This window comes from Streptomyces sp. NPDC020747 (assembly GCF_044334695.1).
In the GTDB taxonomy this organism is placed as follows: domain Bacteria; phylum Actinomycetota; class Actinomycetes; order Streptomycetales; family Streptomycetaceae; genus Streptomyces.
This window is the reverse complement of the sequence record NZ_JBIRTJ010000001.1, coordinates 1,073,987-1,088,853: the sequence shown is the minus strand read 5'-3', so window position 1 is coordinate 1,088,853 and position 14,867 is coordinate 1,073,987. Positions and strand designations below refer to the sequence as shown.

The window sequence follows — 14,867 nt, the reverse complement described above, 5'->3', positions numbered from 1 at the left end:
ATTCCTGCCGCTCCTGCCCGCTGTACGTAAATCAGGCATCGCACCACATGAGAGGCTCGTCAGGTTTTAGTCGTATTGCGGTTGGGGCCCGTGAACCGGGGCCCCGAGAACCCTGGGAGATCCATGAAGTCGATGAGCCGTACGACCGTCCTGGCGGCCGGTGCCGCCGCCGCGGTCGTCGCTGTCCTGTCCGTCACCGGCGCGGCGCCCGCGCAGGCGGCCCCCGCCGAGCCTCTGGTGAACACCGGGGACGTCGGGGTGCGGACCGGGGACGTCGACGCCCTGGAGGACGTGCTGGAGCACATCAGCGTGCCGTTCGGGGGCAGCGGGACGCTGACGCATCAGCTGTACGACTCCCGCGGCACCGACGCCGGCTGACCCGCGGCCGCTGTCCGGGACGTGAGAACCGCCCTGGGCAGCGGCCCCCTCCTGCGGTTAGGGTCGCAGCGGCGCGACTGCCTTGACGTGTGCAAGGCCCGAAGAGCAAGGGGAATGCAAGGTGGCGGACGCTGCAGTGAATCGGGGCCAGGGCCGGAACCAGCGGGTGCTCATCGCCGCGGACAAGTTCAAGGGCTCGCTCACGGCCGTGCAGGTGGCCGAGCGGGTGACGGCCGGACTGCGCAGGGTCGCACCGCGCGTCGAGGTCGAGGCGCTGCCGGTCGCCGACGGCGGTGACGGCACGGTCGACGCGGCGGTCGCCGCCGGGTTCGAGCGGCGTGAGGTACGGGTCGCCGGACCGCTCGGCGACGAGATCACCGCCGCGTTCGCGCTGCGCGACGACACCGCCGTCGTGGAGATGGCCGAGGCCAGCGGCCTCCAGCGGCTGGCCGCCGGGTCCTTCGCGCCGCTCACGTCGTCCACGTACGGGTCGGGGGAGCTGATCCGTGCCGCGCTGGACGCCGGGGCCCGGACCATCGTGTTCGGTGTCGGCGGCAGCGCCACCACGGACGGCGGGGCCGGGATGCTGGCCGCGCTCGGAGCACGCTTCCTCGACGAGGACGGCGAGCCGGTGCCGCCCGGCGGCGGCTCCCTGGGACAGCTCGCCACCGCGGACCTGTCCGGTCTGGACCCCCGCCTCTCCTCCGTCGACGTCGTCCTCGCCAGTGACGTGGACAATCCGCTGACCGGGCCCAAGGGGGCGCCGGCGGTGTACGGGCCGCAGAAGGGGGCCTCGCCCGACGACGTGGCGGTCCTGGACGCGGGGCTCGCGCACTTCGCCGCGGTGCTGGAGAAGACGATCGGGTCGAAGGCGGCGGAGTACGCCGTCGCGCCCGGGGCCGGGGCGGCGGGCGGTATCGGTTACGGGGCTCTGGTGGGCCTCGGCGCGAGCTTCCGCCCAGGCATCGAGGTCATGCTCGACGTCCTCGGCTTCGCCCCCGCGCTTGAGCGAGCCACGCTCGTCATCACCGGTGAGGGTTCCCTCGACGCGCAGACCCTCCACGGCAAGGCTCCCGCCGGGGTCGCGGCCGCCGCCCGGGCCGCCGACAAGGAGGTCATCGCCGTCTGCGGCCGCCTCGCCCTCCAGCCGGAGGCCCTCGGCCGGGCCGGCATCCGCCGCGCCTACCCCCTCACGGACGTCGAGCCCGACGTCTCCCGTTGCATCGCCGAAGCGGGTCCCATCCTGGAGGACGTGGGCGAACGCATCGCCCGGGACTTCCTGATCTGAGGGTCCGGTGGTGGCGGGGGCATTTCTTCGCCCCCGCCACCCCTTCCCATTCCCGTCCCTTTTCGGGGGCTCCGCCCCCGAACCCCCGCTCCTCAAACGCCGGAGGGGCTAACTACCAGCCCGTCCGGCGTTTGAGGACGAGCGCGTCAGCGCGATGCGGGGGTCTGGGGGCGCAGCCCCCAGGAACGGGATGGGACGGGTAGGGGCGGCGGGGGCGAAACCCCCTAGCTCAATCGATACGCATCCAACGCCAACGTCATCTCGATCAAATCCCGAGGCCGAGCCAACGACCGGGACGTCAGTTGCTCCAACCGCCGCAAGCGGTTGAACACCGTGTTCCGGTGGCAGTACAGACGCCCCGCCGCCCGCCCGGCGGACCCCTCGCACGCGAGCCACGCGTCCAGCGTCTCCAGCAACACGGCCCGATCCGCAGGTTCGAGTTCGAGCAGTGACCCGAACACGTCGGACACGAGCCGCCCCGCCAACTCGGGCTGGCTCACGACGAGCGCGGTCGGCATCCGCTGATCGAGCCGCACGACGGCCGTCGCATCGGGAGGGCACGTACGAAGGGCCAGCTCGGCCAGCCGCCGCGCCCGCCCGAGCTCGGCAAGCCCGGCGACGACGGGACTGATCCCACCGGGACCGGAACAACGCCCGTCGAGCGCCCGTGCGACCCCGTCGAGCCCCTGCCCGTCCGCAAGGGCCACCACCCCCACCTCGCAGTCGGCCCGCATCCGCCAGATGAACCGGAACCCGTCCCCCTCCACGGGCCGCCGATACGACTCCCGCCGCTCGGACCGCAGTACGACCACGGCGTACGGCCCCCGTTCGGGAAGGTCGAGCCCGGCGGCGGCCCGGGCCGCGAGCCCGGGTGCCTCCTGTCCTTCGAGGAGCGCGTCGAGCAGCGCCTGAAGCCGCTCGTCGGTACGCCGCCGAAGCTCCATCTCGGTCGCCCGATACGCCTCGGTGGCCACGGAGGCCTGCGCGTCCACGGCGGACCACACCATGGTCGCCGAACGCATCAGCACCACGAGCCGCTCCGGCTCCCGCCCGGCCGCCGCCCCCTCCTCCATCAACGCGTCCCACACCAGATACCCCGCGGCGCGATACGCGTGCACCAGTAACTCCAGCGGCAACCCCTGCTGGGCCCGCCGCCGCCCCGCCTCCTCCGCGTACTCCAGGTCACGGCGGGGCGAGTCCCGGGGCGCGGAGATCGTCTGGATCCCGATCCGCATCGCCTCCTCGGCCTCCCGCCACTGCTGGTCGTACGGCAGGAACTCCCCGTAGACGGAGGAGTGTTCGGCAAGCTGCCGCATGTGCTCGTCGACGAGCTCGGGCAGCCGTTCCAGCAGCGCTGTACAGGACTCGGTGAGCAGCTTCCAGTCATGACCGGTACGCCTTCTGCGGGCTCCCATGGCCGGAGGATGTCACCGTCGGGCCGCCCCGCACAGGCCCCTGACACGCGGTGTTGTGCGCGCGCACAACGCATGGCCGCGCCCGCTGGTCACCCGCAGCGATTCGCCCGTACCCCGTGGACGGACGCTCCCTCCGGTGCTGTGGTGAGCGCCACACGGGGCGAGAACAGGGGGCGTTCGATGGGTGGTTCGGGTGGTTCGGCCGGTTCCGGGCTGGTCGTTCATGAACTGTCGGTCGGTTACGGGCCCGTACGCGCACTGCGCCAGGTGTCCCTGGAGGTGCCCGAGGGCGCCGTGGTCACCGTCCTCGGCGGCAACGGCGCGGGCAAGTCGACCCTGCTCCGGGCGGTCTGCCGGACGCTGTCCTTCCACGGAGGCGCGGTCACCGGAGGCACGGTGAGCCTGAACGGCCGCCGTCTCGACGGACTGTCGCCGGATCGTGTCGTCGCCGCGGGAGTGTCCCAAATCCCGGAAGGGCGCCGGGTGTTCGCCCGGATGACCGTCGCCGACAACCTCCGCGCCGGAGCCCTCGGCGCCACCGGGGGCCGGGCCGGCCGGGCCGCCGCCCTGCGCCGCGTCCACGAGCTGTTCCCCGTCCTCGCCGACCGCGCCCAGCAGCGCGCCGGCCTGCTGTCGGGCGGGGAACAGCAGATGCTCGCGGTCGGCCGCGGCCTGATGGCCACCCCGCGCATCCTGCTCCTCGACGAACCGTCCCTCGGACTCGCCCCGCTGATGGCGGAGCGGATCGCCGACACCGTACGGGAGATCAACGCCCAGGGCACCTCGATCCTGCTCGTCGAACAGAACGCCGCCCTCGCCCTGCGGCTCGCCTCCCGCGCGTACGTCCTCGAAGTCGGCGAAGTCACCCTGTCCGGACCGGCGGACGAACTGGCCGCCTCCGACGAGGTGCGCCGCCGCTATCTGGGCGTCGTCGACGAGGACGCGGCGGCCGACGCCGAGGGGGCCCGCACCACGCACCCGGCACTGACCCGCTGGAAGGGGTGAACACCGACATGCCGAGCGACCCCATGCCCAGTAACGGCACACCGAGCGACGACGAGCCGGCCCCCGCCCGGCCGGACAACCGACAGGACCCAACGGGCAGACCGGCCCCCACCCGCCCGGACTCCCCACCGCCGGAGGCCACTTCACCCGCCCCCGACGTCCCGCCGCTCCACGTAAGGGAGTTGACCGTCCGCTTCGCGGGCCTCACCGCCCTGGACGCCGTCGACTTCACCGTGCGCCCCGGCACCGTGCATGCCCTCATCGGCCCCAACGGCGCCGGAAAATCCACCTGTTTCAACGTCCTGTCCGGGGTGTACCGCGCCACCGCCGGCAGTGTCCTCTTCGGCGAGCACGAACTGACCGGCATGCCTCCGCACCGCATCGCCGATCTGGGCGTCGCCCGCATCTTCCAGAACCTCGCGCTGCCTCCGCTCGCCACGGTCGAGGACAGCCTGCTCCTCGGACGCCACCGGCTCACCCGAACCGGCTTCCTGGCAGCGGGACTTCGCCTCCCCGCGGCGGCCCGCGAGGAGCGCAGGCACCGTGAACGCGTACGTGAGATCGCCGAGTTCGTCGGCATCGCGCCCTACCTCGGCCGCCCGGCGGGCTCCCTCCCGTACGGGCAGCAGAAACTCGCCGAACTCGCCCGCGCCCTCTGCATGGAGCCGCGCCTGCTGCTCCTGGACGAGCCGGTCGCGGGCATGACCGCCGATGAGCGCCGCCGAACCTCCGCCGTGATAGCGGGAGTTCGCGACAGCCTCGGCATCTCGATCGTCCTGGTGGAACACGACATGGGGGTGGTGATGCGGCTCGCTGACGCGGTGACCGTACTCGACTTCGGGCGCCTGATCGCGGACGGCGCCCCCGCCGACGTACAGAACGACCCGGCGGTCGTACGCGCCTACCTGGGGGAGCGCCGCTCGGGAGAGGAGAACGCGTCGTGAGCACCTTCGCCGAACTCCTCCTCAACGGCGTGTCGATGGGATCGGTCTACGCCCTCATCGCCCTCGGCTTCGTGGTCATCTTCCGGGCCACCGAGGTCGTCAACTTCGCCCACGCGTCACTGCTGTTGGCGGGCGGGTACGTCACCGCGACCCTCCACGACGACATCGGCTTCTGGCCCGCGCTGCTGGTCGGGATCGCGGGAGCCGCGGTGGTCGGCGCGGCCGTCGAGTTCCTGGTGATGCGCCGCTACCGGGGGTCCGACCACAGCGTCCTGGCCATTGTCACGATCGGCGTGGACATCCTGCTCACCACCGAACTGACCCGCCGCATCGGCACGGACGTCCTGCCCCTCGGCGACCCGTGGGGCGACGCCGTGCTCACCATCGGCCCCATCTCCCTTGCCCACACACGCATCGCCGCCTTCGTGGCCGCGGCCCTGCTCATCACCGTGTTCCTCCTCGCGTTCCGCTACACCTCCTGGGGCGTCGCGATGCGGGCCGCCGCCGAGAGCCCGGAGACGGCCGCGCTGATGGGCGTACGGCTCGGCCGGGTGTCGCTCGGGGCCTGGGCCGTGGCAGGCGGCCTCGCGGCCGTGGCGGCACTGTTCCTGACCGTCTTCCCGACACCCGGCCTGGAGAGAGCCACCTCGCTCGCCGCCCTCAAGGCGTTCCCCGCCGCGATTCTCGGCGGCCTGGACTCCACGACGGGCGCGCTCGTCGGCGGTCTGCTCGTCGGCGTCACCGAGTCCCTGGCCACCGGCTACCAGAGTGAACTGACCTTCCTGGGCCGGGGGTTGGGCGACCTGGCCCCCTATCTGGTGATGACGGTGATCCTGCTCATCCGGCCCGCCGGGCTGTTCGGCACGAAGGAGCTCGCCCGTGTCTGAGGTCCTCACGCGTGACGCGGCGGCCGACAAGCCACGGCCCGCCCGCCGCAGGCCTGCCCTGCCCACCCACGCGCGTCCGTACGTCTGGGCCGCCGGAGCCGTCCTCCTGCTCGCCCTGCCCTTCTACGTGGACCGGTTCTGGCTCCAGGCCGGGCTGTTCGCGATGGCCGCCGCGATCGGGGCGATCGGCATCAACCTCCTCACCGGCTCCACGGGCCAGCTCTCCATGGGCCACGCCTTCTTCCTCGCGGTCGGCGCGTACGGCTACTGCGTGTTCGCCGCCGAGGGCGGTGACGGGCTGACCGGCCTCGGCCTGCCGACCTGGCTCGCGGCCGTTCTCGCCGTCCTCGTCGCGGGCCTGGCCGGCGGCCTCTTCAGCCCCATCGCGGGCCGGCTGCGCGGCGCCTACCTGGGCATCGCCACACTCGCGCTGATCTTCATCGGCCAGCACGTGCTGTTCAACGCCCGCGACCTCACCGGCGGCTTCAACGGCCGCGACGTACCACCCCTGAGCCTCTTCGGGCTCACCTTCGACGACCGTGAACTCGTCGTCGCCGCCGTGCCGTTCGGCTCGGCGGAGAAGCTCTGGTACGCGGGACTCGTCCTCCTCCTCGGCGGTGCGCTCTTCGCCCGCGGGGTGCTGCGCTCCCGCCCCGGCCGCGCCATGAACGCGATCCGCGACCATCGCATCGCGGCCGGTGTCATCGGTGTCCCGGTCGCCCGCTACCGGGCCGCCGTCTTCGTCCTGTCCTCGATGTACGCGGGCCTCGCGGGCGTCCTGCTCGCCCTGGTCTTCCAGCGGACGGTGCCGGACTACTTCGGCATCACGCTGTCGCTCGAATACCTCGCCATGATCGTCATCGGCGGGCTCGGTTCGGTCTCCGGGGCGGTGGTCGGGGCCGCGTTCGTGTCCCTGCTGCCGCAGCTGCTGACCCGCTACAGCGATGCGCTGCCCCTGGTCTCCGCCCCCGGTACGGGCGGGATCGCACCGGGCGAGGCATCCCGGTACCTCTACGGCGCCGCCGTCGTCGCGGTGGTGCTCTTCCTGCCCGGCGGCCTGGTCAGGGTGGCCGCCGGGCGTCGTGTCAGGACCGGTCCACGGTCCAATCCAGGGGAGGAACGATGAGGACGACTTACGCGGCCCAGGTGACCGCAGGCGCGCTCGCCGCGCTGCTCGTGCTGGCCGGGTGCAGCTCAAAGGCCAAGGACTCCGACAGTGACAGCAAGGACAAGGGGACGGCCGCGGGCGGGGTGAAGACCGGCGACGGCATCTCCGGCAAGACCATCACGCTCGGCGTCCTCACCGACATGACCGGCGTGTACGCGACCCTCGGCAAGAGCGTCACCCAGGCCCAGCAGCTCTATGTGAAGCAGTTGAACGACGACGGCGGCGTCTGCGGCTACAAGGTCGCGCTCACCGTCCGCGACCACGGCTACGACCCGCAGAAGGCCGTCGCCGGGTACACCGAGCTGGAGCCGAAGGTGCTCGGCTTCACGCAGTTCATCGGCTCCCCGTTCGTCGCCGCGGTCAAGCAGCGCATCGACGGCCAGGACAAGGGCCTCGTCCTGCCGCAGGCCTGGTCGGCGACGCTGCTCGGCAGCCCGTACATCCGGGTCATCGGATCCACGTACGACATCGAGACGATCAACGCCGTCGACTTCCTGATGAAGGAGAAGGGCATCAAGAAGGGCGACAAGATCGGGCACGTCTACTTCGAGGGCGACTACGGGGAGAGCGCGCTGGTCGGCTCGAAGCACATCGCGAAGGAGGCCGGTCTGACCGTCGTCGAGCAGAAGATCAAGCCGACCGACAACGACATGACCGCCCAGGTCGCCGCCCTGAAGAAGGCCGGAGTCAAGGCGGTCGTGATCAGCGCGGGCCCGCGCCAGGCGGCCTCGCTGGTCGGTGTCGCCGCGGCCGGCGGCTTCGACGTCCCGATCATCGGCAACAACTCCGCCTTCGCCCCGCAGCTCCTGGCGACCCAGGCGGGCCCGGCCCTGATGAAGAACTACTACGTGGCCTCGCCCTCGCTGCCCATCGGCGCGGACACCCCGGAGGCCAAGAAGCTGGTCGCCGACTACAAGTCGGCCTACCCGAAGGACTCCCTCGACAACGGAGTCGTCGCCGGCTGGACCGCGGTCTACGCCTTCGGAGAGGCCCTCAAGAAGGCCTGCGCGTCCAAGGACCTGACCCGCGAGGGCGTCGACAAGGCCCTTCTCACCATCAACGCCCTCGACACGGGCTTCGGCATCCCCCAGGACTTCACCGACCCGAACGCCCCCTCCTCCAAGCAGAGCGTCATCCTCCAGCCCGACAAGACGGTGACGGGCGGCATGAAGGTGGTGAGGGACGCGGAGGCCTCGGACGTGGCGGCGGAGTACACACCGGCTACCTGAGAGACGGCCTCGGCTCTCAGGGGCGCGGGGAACTGCGCGACCAGCCCCCACCCACCCGCACCCACACACGCACCCGACGTCACCCCACACGAAGGGCCCCGAACCAAAAGGTTCGGGGCCCTTCGTGACACGCTCAAAGACAACTACGGCAGCTGCGCAGCCCGCGCCTCACGCCGGTTGTCCCTGAAGTTGTTCACCCTCCGAGCCGTGGCGAAGAGGGGCATCACCGCCCCGGTCACCAGCTGCAACGCACACCCGGTCTGGAGCAGCAGCTGACCACCGGGCGCGTCGAACGCCCAGGCCGCCAGCAGCGCCATGCTCGTGACGATCCAGGCGAGCATCGCCACGGCCAGCCGCCCCCGCGGCTTCGGGTACTCGACCCGGCTCACCATCAGCCACGCGGTGCCGATGATCGCCATGAGCGTGGCGACGAACGGCAGCTCGAGCAGCACGATGGAGACGACGGTCAGCGCGCCGAACGGCGAGGGCATGCCCTGGAAGGTGCCGTCCTTGACCGTGACGCAGGAGAATCTGGCGAGCCGCAGCACGACCGCCAGCAGGACCACGATGGCCCCCACCGCCGCCACCCGCTGGTGCGCGTCGTCGGCGACCATGCCGTAGACCAGCACGAAGTACGCCGGCGCCAGGCCGAAGCTGATCAGGTCGGAGAGGTTGTCCAGCTCCGCGCCCATGGGAGAGGAGCGCAGCTTACGGGCGACGAGGCCGTCGAACAGGTCGAAGACCGCGGCGCACAGCATCAGGATCACGGCGGTCGCGGCACTGTGCCGCGCCATGCCCGTCTCCTGGCTGCCCGTGAGGTGCGGGATCAGGATGCCCGTGGTGGTGAAGTACACCGCCATGAAGCCGCACGTGGCGTTACCGAGTGTGAGGGTGTCCGCTATTGAGAGGCGGAGAGAGAGGGGCATCTCCTCGTCGTCGTCCAGCTCGTCGGCCTCCGGCACCCAGCCGGCCTGTGTCTCGGGATCAATCACGGTCAATGCGAGTCACCCCCGCCGTGGTCTTCTGACCGACCTCCACGTCGACCTCCACGCCCTCGGGGAGGTAGATGTCGACGCGCGACCCGAAGCGGATCAGCCCGATCCGGTCGCCCTGCTCGACCTTCGTGCCCTGAGGGATGTACGGCACGATGCGCCGCGCGACCGCACCGGCGATCTGGATCATCTCGATGTCGCCGAGCTCGGTGTCGAAGTGCCAGACAACGCGCTCGTTGTTCTCGCTCTCCTTGTTGAACGCCGGGACGAAACCGCCGGGGATGTGCTCGACCGACGTCACCGTGCCGGAGAGAGGCGCGCGGTTGACGTGGACGTTCAGCGGGCTCATGAAGATCGCGACGCGGGTGCGCCCGTCCTTCCACGGCATGATGCTCTGCACCACACCGTCGGCCGGGGAGATGACCCGGCCCGGGGCGATCTCGCGCTCGGGGTCGCGGAAGAACCACAGCATGCCCGCCGCCAGCGCGGTGGCGGGCACGGCGACGGCCTTGGCGGCGCCGGACTTGCGCGCGCGTACCAGGCTGAGTGCTGCGGTGGCGACGGTCGGCAGGAGCCACGGCGATGCTCCGCGCGCAATACGTACGCCTGCCAGGCTGTCGCGTGGTGCAGAGGTTTGGCTGTGGGGCATGGATGACCTTCGTAGCGGATGATGCCGCGCTGTAACGGGGGACGGCGGCTTTCCCGGGATCGTACCGGTCGCGGGCCACAACTGGGCAAGCCAGGAAGCCGAGTCGGCGGCCGAAGAGCGTTGACGGGGTGTGACCTTCTTCTCGATGAAACACCCCGAATCGGTATATCTAGCCCTGCAGCCGATACTCTTCGAGCAGTCTGCGTCCGATGATCATTTTCTGGATCTCGGCGGTACCTTCACCGATGAGCAGCATCGGGGCCTCACGGTAGAGGCGCTCGATCTCGTACTCCTTGGAGAAGCCGTAACCGCCGTGGATCCGGAAGGCGTCCTCGACGACCTCTTTGCAGTACTCGGAGGCGAGGTACTTCGCCATCCCTGCCTCGAGGTCGTTTCGCTCCCCGGAGTCCTTTTTGCGTGCCGCATTCACCATCATCGCATGGGCGGCCTCGACCTTGGTAGCCATCTCGGCCAGCTTGAACTGGATCGCCTGGTGCTGGGCGATCGGTTTGCCGAAAGTGTGACGCTGCTGGGCATAGGAGACGCCCAGTTCGAACGCACGCTGAGCGACACCGCAGCCACGCGCCGCCACGTTGACGCGGCCGACCTCGACGCCGTCCATCATTTGGTAAAACCCTCGGCCGGTGGCCCCGCCGAGCACGCGATTGGCCGGAATGCGCAGGCCATCCATGATCAACTCGGTGGTGTCGACACCCTTGTACCCCATCTTGTCGATCTTCCCGGGGATGGTCAGGCCGGGGCGGACCTCGCCGAAGCCGGGTTCCTTCTCCACCAGGAAGGTCGTCATCGACTTGTGGGGCGCGGTGCCCTCGGGGTGGCCTTCGTCACTCTTCACCAGAACGGCCACGAGCGTCGACGTTCCGCCGTTCGTCAGCCACATCTTCTGACCGTTCAGGACGTACTCTTCGCCGTCCTTGACAGCCTTCGACGTGATCGCCGAAACGTCCGAGCCGAGCGCCGGTTCCGACATGGAGAACGCGCCGCGCACCTCGCCCGCCGCCATCCGCGGCAGGAAGTACTCCCGCTGCTCCTGGGTGCCGTGCTGCTTGAGCATGTACGCCACGATGAAGTGGGTGTTGATGATGCCGGACACCGACATCCAGCCGCGCGCGATCTCCTCCACACACAGGGCGTAGGTGAGGAGCGACTCGCCCAGACCCCCGTACTCCTCGGGGATCATGAGGCCGAAGAGGCCCAACTCCTTGAGCCCGTCGACGATCTGCTGCGGGTACTCGTCGCGGTGCTCCAGCTCGGTCGCGACCGGGATGATCTCCTTGTCCACGAAGTCCCGTACGGTGGACAGGATCTCCTGCTGGATGTCGGTCAGACCGGCGGTCTGGGCGAGTCGCGCCATGGCTACTTCTCCTGCTCCTTGAGCTGGGGGCGCCCGGGCTGTTCGCCGCCGCGCTCCTTGATGTACGTCTCGGTGGGGACCATCACCTTGCGGCGGAACACACAGACCAGCGTGCCGTCCTGCTTGTAGCCCTTGGTCTCGACGTAGACGATTCCGCGGTCGTTCTTGGACTTCGACGGGGTCTTGTCGAGGACCGTGGTCTCGCCGTAGATCGTGTCGCCGTGGAAGGTCGGCGCGACGTGCTTCAGCGACTCGACCTCCAGGTTGGCGATCGCCTTGCCGGACACGTCGGGCACGGACATGCCCAGCAGCAGCGAGTAGATGTAGTTGCCGACCACGACGTTCTTGCCGAAGTCCGTTGTGTTCTCGGCGTAGTTGGCGTCCATGTGGAGCGGGTGGTGGTTCATGGTCAGGAGACAGAACAGATGGTCGTCGTACTCGGTGACCGTCTTCCCGGGCCAGTGCTTGTAGACCGCGCCGACCTCGAACTCCTCGTAGGTGCGTCCGAACTGCATGTGCTCAGGCCTCCGGGGCTTCGAACTTGGACGTGCGCTCCATACCGGCGGCCCGGCCCTTGCCGGAGATGACGAGGGCCATCTTGCGGCTGGCCTCGTCGATCATCTCGTCGCCGAGCATCGCGGAGCCCTTCTTGCCGCCCGCCTCGGACGTGTAGAAGTCGTACGCGTCAAGGATCAGCTCGGCGTGGTCGAAGTCCTCCTGCGAGGGCGAGAAGATCTCGTTGGACGCCTCGACCTGGCCCGGGTGCAGCACCCACTTGCCGTCGAAACCGAGGGCGGCGGCACGCCCGGCGACCTCGCGGTAGCCGTCGATGTTGCGGATCTGGAGGTAGGGGCCGTCGATCGCCTGGAGGTTGTTGGCGCGGGCGGCCATCAGGATCTTCATCAGAATGTAGTGGTAGGCGTCCGCCGGGTAGCCGGGCGGCTGCTCGCCCACGACCAGCGACTTCATGTTGATCGACGCCATGAAGTCGGCCGGGCCGAAGATGATCGTCTCGACGCGCTGGGAGGCCGTCGCGATCTCGTTGACGTTGTTGAGACCCTGGGCGTTCTCGATCTGCGCCTCGATGCCGATCTTGCCGACCTCGAAGCCCATCGTCTTCTCGATCTGGGTGAGCAGGAGGTCCAGGGCCACGATCTGCTGGGCGTCCTGGACCTTCGGCAGCATGATGCAGTCGAGGTTGGGGCCGGCGCCCTCGACCACCGTCACGACATCGCGGTACGTCCACTCGGTCGTCCAGTCGTTGACACGCACGACCCGCGTCTTGCCCGTCCAGTCGCCCTCGTTGAGGAACTTGACGATGGTGTGCCGCGCCTCGGGCTTGGCCAGCGGCGCGCACGCGTCCTCCAGGTCCAGGAAGACCTGGTCGGCCGGGAGGCCCTGCGCCTTCTCCAGGAAGCGGGGGTTGCTCCCCGGCACGGCGAGGCAGGAGCGCCGCGGACGAAGGCGGTTGACGGGGCTGGTCATGCGGGGACCTCCAGTGGGTCGAGCTTGTTCGCTTTCCGGATCTCGTCGACGATCCGGCCGATGATTCCGGTGATGTCGAAATCCTTCGGAGTGAAGACCGCGGCCACTCCCGCGGCCCGCAGAACCTCGGCGTCGCCATTCGGGATAATGCCACCCGCGATCACCGGGATGTCTGTGGCACCGGCCACACGCAGCCGTTCCAGCACGTCAGGGACCAGCTGGGCGTGCGATCCGGAGAGGATCGACAGGCCGACCGCGTGCACGTCCTCGGCGACGGCCGCCGTCACGATCTCCTCGGGCGTGAGCCGGATGCCCTGGTAGACCACCTCGAAGCCGGCGTCACGGGCCCGTACGGCGATCTGCTCGGCGCCGTTGGAATGCCCGTCCAGGCCCGGCTTGCCCACCAGGAAGCGGAGCTTGCCGACGCCCATGTGCTTCGCGGTCAGCTCCACCTTGCGGCGGACCTCCGACATGGCCGAGCCCTCCTCGGCGGTCACCGCGACGGGCGCGGACGAGACACCGGTCGGGGCGCGGAACTCGCCGAACACCTCGCGCAGGGCACCGGCCCACTCGCCGGTCGTGACTCCGGCACGGGCGCACTCCAGGGTGGCCTCCATGAGGTTGCCGGTGCCCTTCGCGGCCTCCTTCAGCCGCTCCAGCGCCTTGCAGGGGCGCGGGTGGTTGAAGGGGGGCTGGTAGCGGGTGTCGCGCCAGTCCTTGAGGGCGGCGGTCACGCCGGCCTCGACCGCCGGGTCGACCGTCATGATCGCGGCGTCCAGATCGGCCGTGAGCGGGTTCGGCTCGGTCGACTCGAAGATGTTGACGCCGACGATCTTCTCGTCACCGGACTCGATACGGGCCCGGCGCTCGGCGTGCGAGGAGACGAGCTGCGACTTCAGATAGCCCGACTCGACGGCCGCCATCGCGCCGCCCATCTCCTGGATCCGGTCGATCTCGGCGAACGAGTCCTCGACCAGCTGGGCGACCTTGGCCTCGATGACGTGCGAGCCCTCGAAGATGTCCGCGTACTCCAGCAGGTCGCTCTCGTACGCGAGTACCTGCTGCATGCGCAGTGACCACTGCTGGTCCCAGGGCCGGGGCAGGCCCAACGCCTCGTTCCAGGCCGGGAGTTGGACGGCACGCGCGCGTGCGTCCTTCGAGAGGGTCACGGCCAGCATCTCCAGCACGATCCGCTGGATGTTGTTCTCCGGCTGGGCCTCGGTCAGACCGAGCGAGTTGACCTGGACCCCGTACCGGAAGCGGCGGTGCTTGGGGTTCTCGATGCCGTACCGCTCGCGCGTGATCCTGTCCCAGATGCGGCCGAACGCCCGCATCTTGCACATCTCCTCGACGAAGCGGACGCCCGCGTTCACGAAGAAGGAGATGCGCGCGACCACGTCGCCCTTCTGCTCCTCCGCGATCTGCCCGGACGCGAACACCGCGTCCAGGACGGCGATCGCGGTGGACATCGCGTACGCGATCTCCTGGACCGGAGTGGCTCCCGCCTCCTGCAAGTGGTAACTGCAGATGTTGATCGGGTTCCACTTGGGGATGTTGTTGACCGTGTAGCAGATCATGTCCGTCGTCAGACGGAGCGAGGGCACCGGCGGGAAGACGTGCGTCCCCCGCGACAGGTACTCCTTCACGATGTCGTTCTGGGTCGTGCCCTGGAGCGTGGTGATGTCGACACCCTGCTCCTCGGCGACGACCTGGTAGAGCGCCAGCAGCCACATGGCGGTGGCGTTGATGGTCATCGAGGTGTTCATCCGGTCCAGGGGGATGTCCTGGAACAGCCGGCGCATGTCACCGAGGTGCGAGACCGGCACGCCGACCCGGCCGACCTCGCCGCGGGCGAGGATGTGGTCGGGGTCGTACCCGGTCTGGGTCGGCAGGTCGAACGCGACCGACAGACCCGTCTGGCCCTTGGCGAGGTTGCGCCGGTACAGCTCGTTGGACGCCTCGGCCGTGGAGTGACCGGCGTAGGTGCGCATGAGCCACGGCCGGTCCCTTTCGTGCTTCGCCTGCGGCGCCTGGCGCTCAGTCATGGGTGGC

At 69.7% G+C, this 14,867-nt stretch carries 14 protein-coding genes; 7 read left to right on the top strand and 7 right to left on the bottom strand.

Going from position 1 to position 14,867, the window contains the following annotated elements; all coding sequences use genetic code 11:
* Positions 1–123 precede the first annotated feature (123 nt).
* Complete coding sequence (locus ACH4YP_RS04440; RefSeq protein ID WP_055618550.1) at positions 124–378, top strand: hypothetical protein; 255 nt, start codon at positions 124–126, stop codon at positions 376–378.
* Between the two features lie 166 nt (positions 379–544).
* A complete protein-coding gene (locus ACH4YP_RS04435) occupies positions 545–1,666 on the top strand; it encodes a glycerate kinase (RefSeq protein WP_361065445.1) in 1,122 nt (373 codons plus the stop codon).
* Between the two features lie 224 nt (positions 1,667–1,890).
* Here the strand turns inward: ACH4YP_RS04435 and ACH4YP_RS04430 are convergent, their stop codons facing one another.
* Positions 1,891–3,081, bottom strand: coding sequence for a PucR family transcriptional regulator (locus ACH4YP_RS04430; RefSeq protein WP_398489290.1), 1,191 nt, complete (start codon positions 3,079–3,081; stop codon positions 1,891–1,893).
* Positions 3,082–3,261: 180 nt separating this feature from the next.
* Between ACH4YP_RS04430 and ACH4YP_RS04425 the strand changes: the two genes are divergently transcribed.
* Genes ACH4YP_RS04425 through ACH4YP_RS04405 form a run of 5 tightly spaced genes read left to right on the top strand, consistent with a single transcriptional unit; the run spans position 3,262 to position 8,314 of the window.
* Positions 3,262–4,086: an ABC transporter ATP-binding protein gene (locus ACH4YP_RS04425; RefSeq protein ID WP_361069544.1), complete on the top strand. Its 825-nt coding sequence runs from the start codon at positions 3,262–3,264 to the stop codon at positions 4,084–4,086.
* A gap of 8 nt (positions 4,087–4,094) precedes the next feature.
* Positions 4,095–5,030 carry an ABC transporter ATP-binding protein gene (locus ACH4YP_RS04420; RefSeq protein ID WP_361069532.1) on the top strand — a complete coding sequence of 312 codons (936 nt, stop codon included), beginning with the start codon at positions 4,095–4,097 and terminating at the stop codon, positions 5,028–5,030.
* On the top strand, positions 5,027–5,917 hold the full coding sequence (locus ACH4YP_RS04415) for a branched-chain amino acid ABC transporter permease (protein WP_306936663.1): 891 nt from the start codon (positions 5,027–5,029) through the stop codon (positions 5,915–5,917). Before ACH4YP_RS04420 ends, ACH4YP_RS04415 begins: the two co-directional genes overlap by 4 nt.
* The gene (locus ACH4YP_RS04410) at positions 5,910–7,043 is read left to right on the top strand and encodes a branched-chain amino acid ABC transporter permease (RefSeq protein WP_398489287.1); all 1,134 of its coding nucleotides are present in this window, start codon (positions 5,910–5,912) and stop codon (positions 7,041–7,043) included. Before ACH4YP_RS04415 ends, ACH4YP_RS04410 begins: the two co-directional genes overlap by 8 nt.
* The gene (locus ACH4YP_RS04405; RefSeq protein WP_361069528.1) at positions 7,040–8,314 is read left to right on the top strand and encodes an ABC transporter substrate-binding protein; all 1,275 of its coding nucleotides are present in this window, start codon (positions 7,040–7,042) and stop codon (positions 8,312–8,314) included. The genes ACH4YP_RS04410 and ACH4YP_RS04405 overlap by 4 nt, the downstream gene beginning before the upstream one ends.
* A gap of 143 nt (positions 8,315–8,457) precedes the next feature.
* On the opposite strand, the gene pssA is transcribed toward ACH4YP_RS04405, so the two are convergent.
* The 6 genes from pssA to ACH4YP_RS04375 all read right to left on the bottom strand — a co-directional run bounded on the left by pssA (position 8,458) and on the right by ACH4YP_RS04375 (position 14,860).
* Positions 8,458–9,276: a CDP-diacylglycerol--serine O-phosphatidyltransferase gene (gene pssA / locus ACH4YP_RS04400; protein ID WP_361069538.1), complete on the bottom strand. Its 819-nt coding sequence runs from the start codon at positions 9,274–9,276 to the stop codon at positions 8,458–8,460.
* 22 nt (positions 9,277–9,298) lie between these two features.
* On the bottom strand, positions 9,299–9,955 hold the full coding sequence (locus tag ACH4YP_RS04395; RefSeq protein ID WP_361069525.1) for a phosphatidylserine decarboxylase: 657 nt from the start codon (positions 9,953–9,955) through the stop codon (positions 9,299–9,301).
* Between the two features lie 169 nt (positions 9,956–10,124).
* Positions 10,125–11,330: an acyl-CoA dehydrogenase family protein gene (locus ACH4YP_RS04390; RefSeq protein ID WP_398489286.1), complete on the bottom strand. Its 1,206-nt coding sequence runs from the start codon at positions 11,328–11,330 to the stop codon at positions 10,125–10,127.
* 2 nt (positions 11,331–11,332) lie between these two features.
* Entirely contained in the window at positions 11,333–11,845 is a 513-nt protein-coding gene (locus ACH4YP_RS04385) for a MaoC family dehydratase (protein ID WP_043687845.1), read from the bottom strand.
* Between the two features lie 4 nt (positions 11,846–11,849).
* On the bottom strand, positions 11,850–12,815 hold the full coding sequence (locus tag ACH4YP_RS04380) for a CoA ester lyase (RefSeq protein ID WP_361069518.1): 966 nt from the start codon (positions 12,813–12,815) through the stop codon (positions 11,850–11,852).
* Positions 12,812–14,860 (bottom strand): protein meaA, encoded by a 2,049-nt coding sequence (locus tag ACH4YP_RS04375; RefSeq protein ID WP_398489284.1) that lies wholly within the window; start codon positions 14,858–14,860, stop codon positions 12,812–12,814. Before ACH4YP_RS04375 ends, ACH4YP_RS04380 begins: the two co-directional genes overlap by 4 nt.
* Positions 14,861–14,867 lie beyond the last annotated feature (7 nt).

What these genes read in the sequence shown, in the direction of transcription:
- ACH4YP_RS04430 (WP_398489290.1), bottom strand. Translation starts at nt 3,081, where the DNA reads ATGGGAGCCCGCAGAAGGCGTACCGGTCATGACTGGAAGCTGCTCACC.
- ACH4YP_RS04425 (WP_361069544.1), top strand. Translation starts at nt 3,262, where the DNA reads ATGGGTGGTTCGGGTGGTTCGGCCGGTTCCGGGCTGGTCGTTCATGAA.
- ACH4YP_RS04405 (WP_361069528.1), top strand. Translation starts at nt 7,040, where the DNA reads ATGAGGACGACTTACGCGGCCCAGGTGACCGCAGGCGCGCTCGCCGCG.
- ACH4YP_RS04375 (WP_398489284.1), bottom strand. Translation starts at nt 14,860, where the DNA reads ATGACTGAGCGCCAGGCGCCGCAGGCGAAGCACGAAAGGGACCGGCCG.
- ACH4YP_RS04440 (WP_055618550.1), top strand. Translation starts at nt 124, where the DNA reads ATGAAGTCGATGAGCCGTACGACCGTCCTGGCGGCCGGTGCCGCCGCC.
- ACH4YP_RS04385 (WP_043687845.1), bottom strand. Translation starts at nt 11,845, where the DNA reads ATGCAGTTCGGACGCACCTACGAGGAGTTCGAGGTCGGCGCGGTCTAC.
- ACH4YP_RS04420 (WP_361069532.1), top strand. Translation starts at nt 4,095, where the DNA reads ATGCCGAGCGACCCCATGCCCAGTAACGGCACACCGAGCGACGACGAG.
- ACH4YP_RS04380 (WP_361069518.1), bottom strand. Translation starts at nt 12,815, where the DNA reads ATGACCAGCCCCGTCAACCGCCTTCGTCCGCGGCGCTCCTGCCTCGCC.
- ACH4YP_RS04390 (WP_398489286.1), bottom strand. Translation starts at nt 11,330, where the DNA reads ATGGCGCGACTCGCCCAGACCGCCGGTCTGACCGACATCCAGCAGGAG.
- ACH4YP_RS04395 (WP_361069525.1), bottom strand. Translation starts at nt 9,955, where the DNA reads ATGCCCCACAGCCAAACCTCTGCACCACGCGACAGCCTGGCAGGCGTA.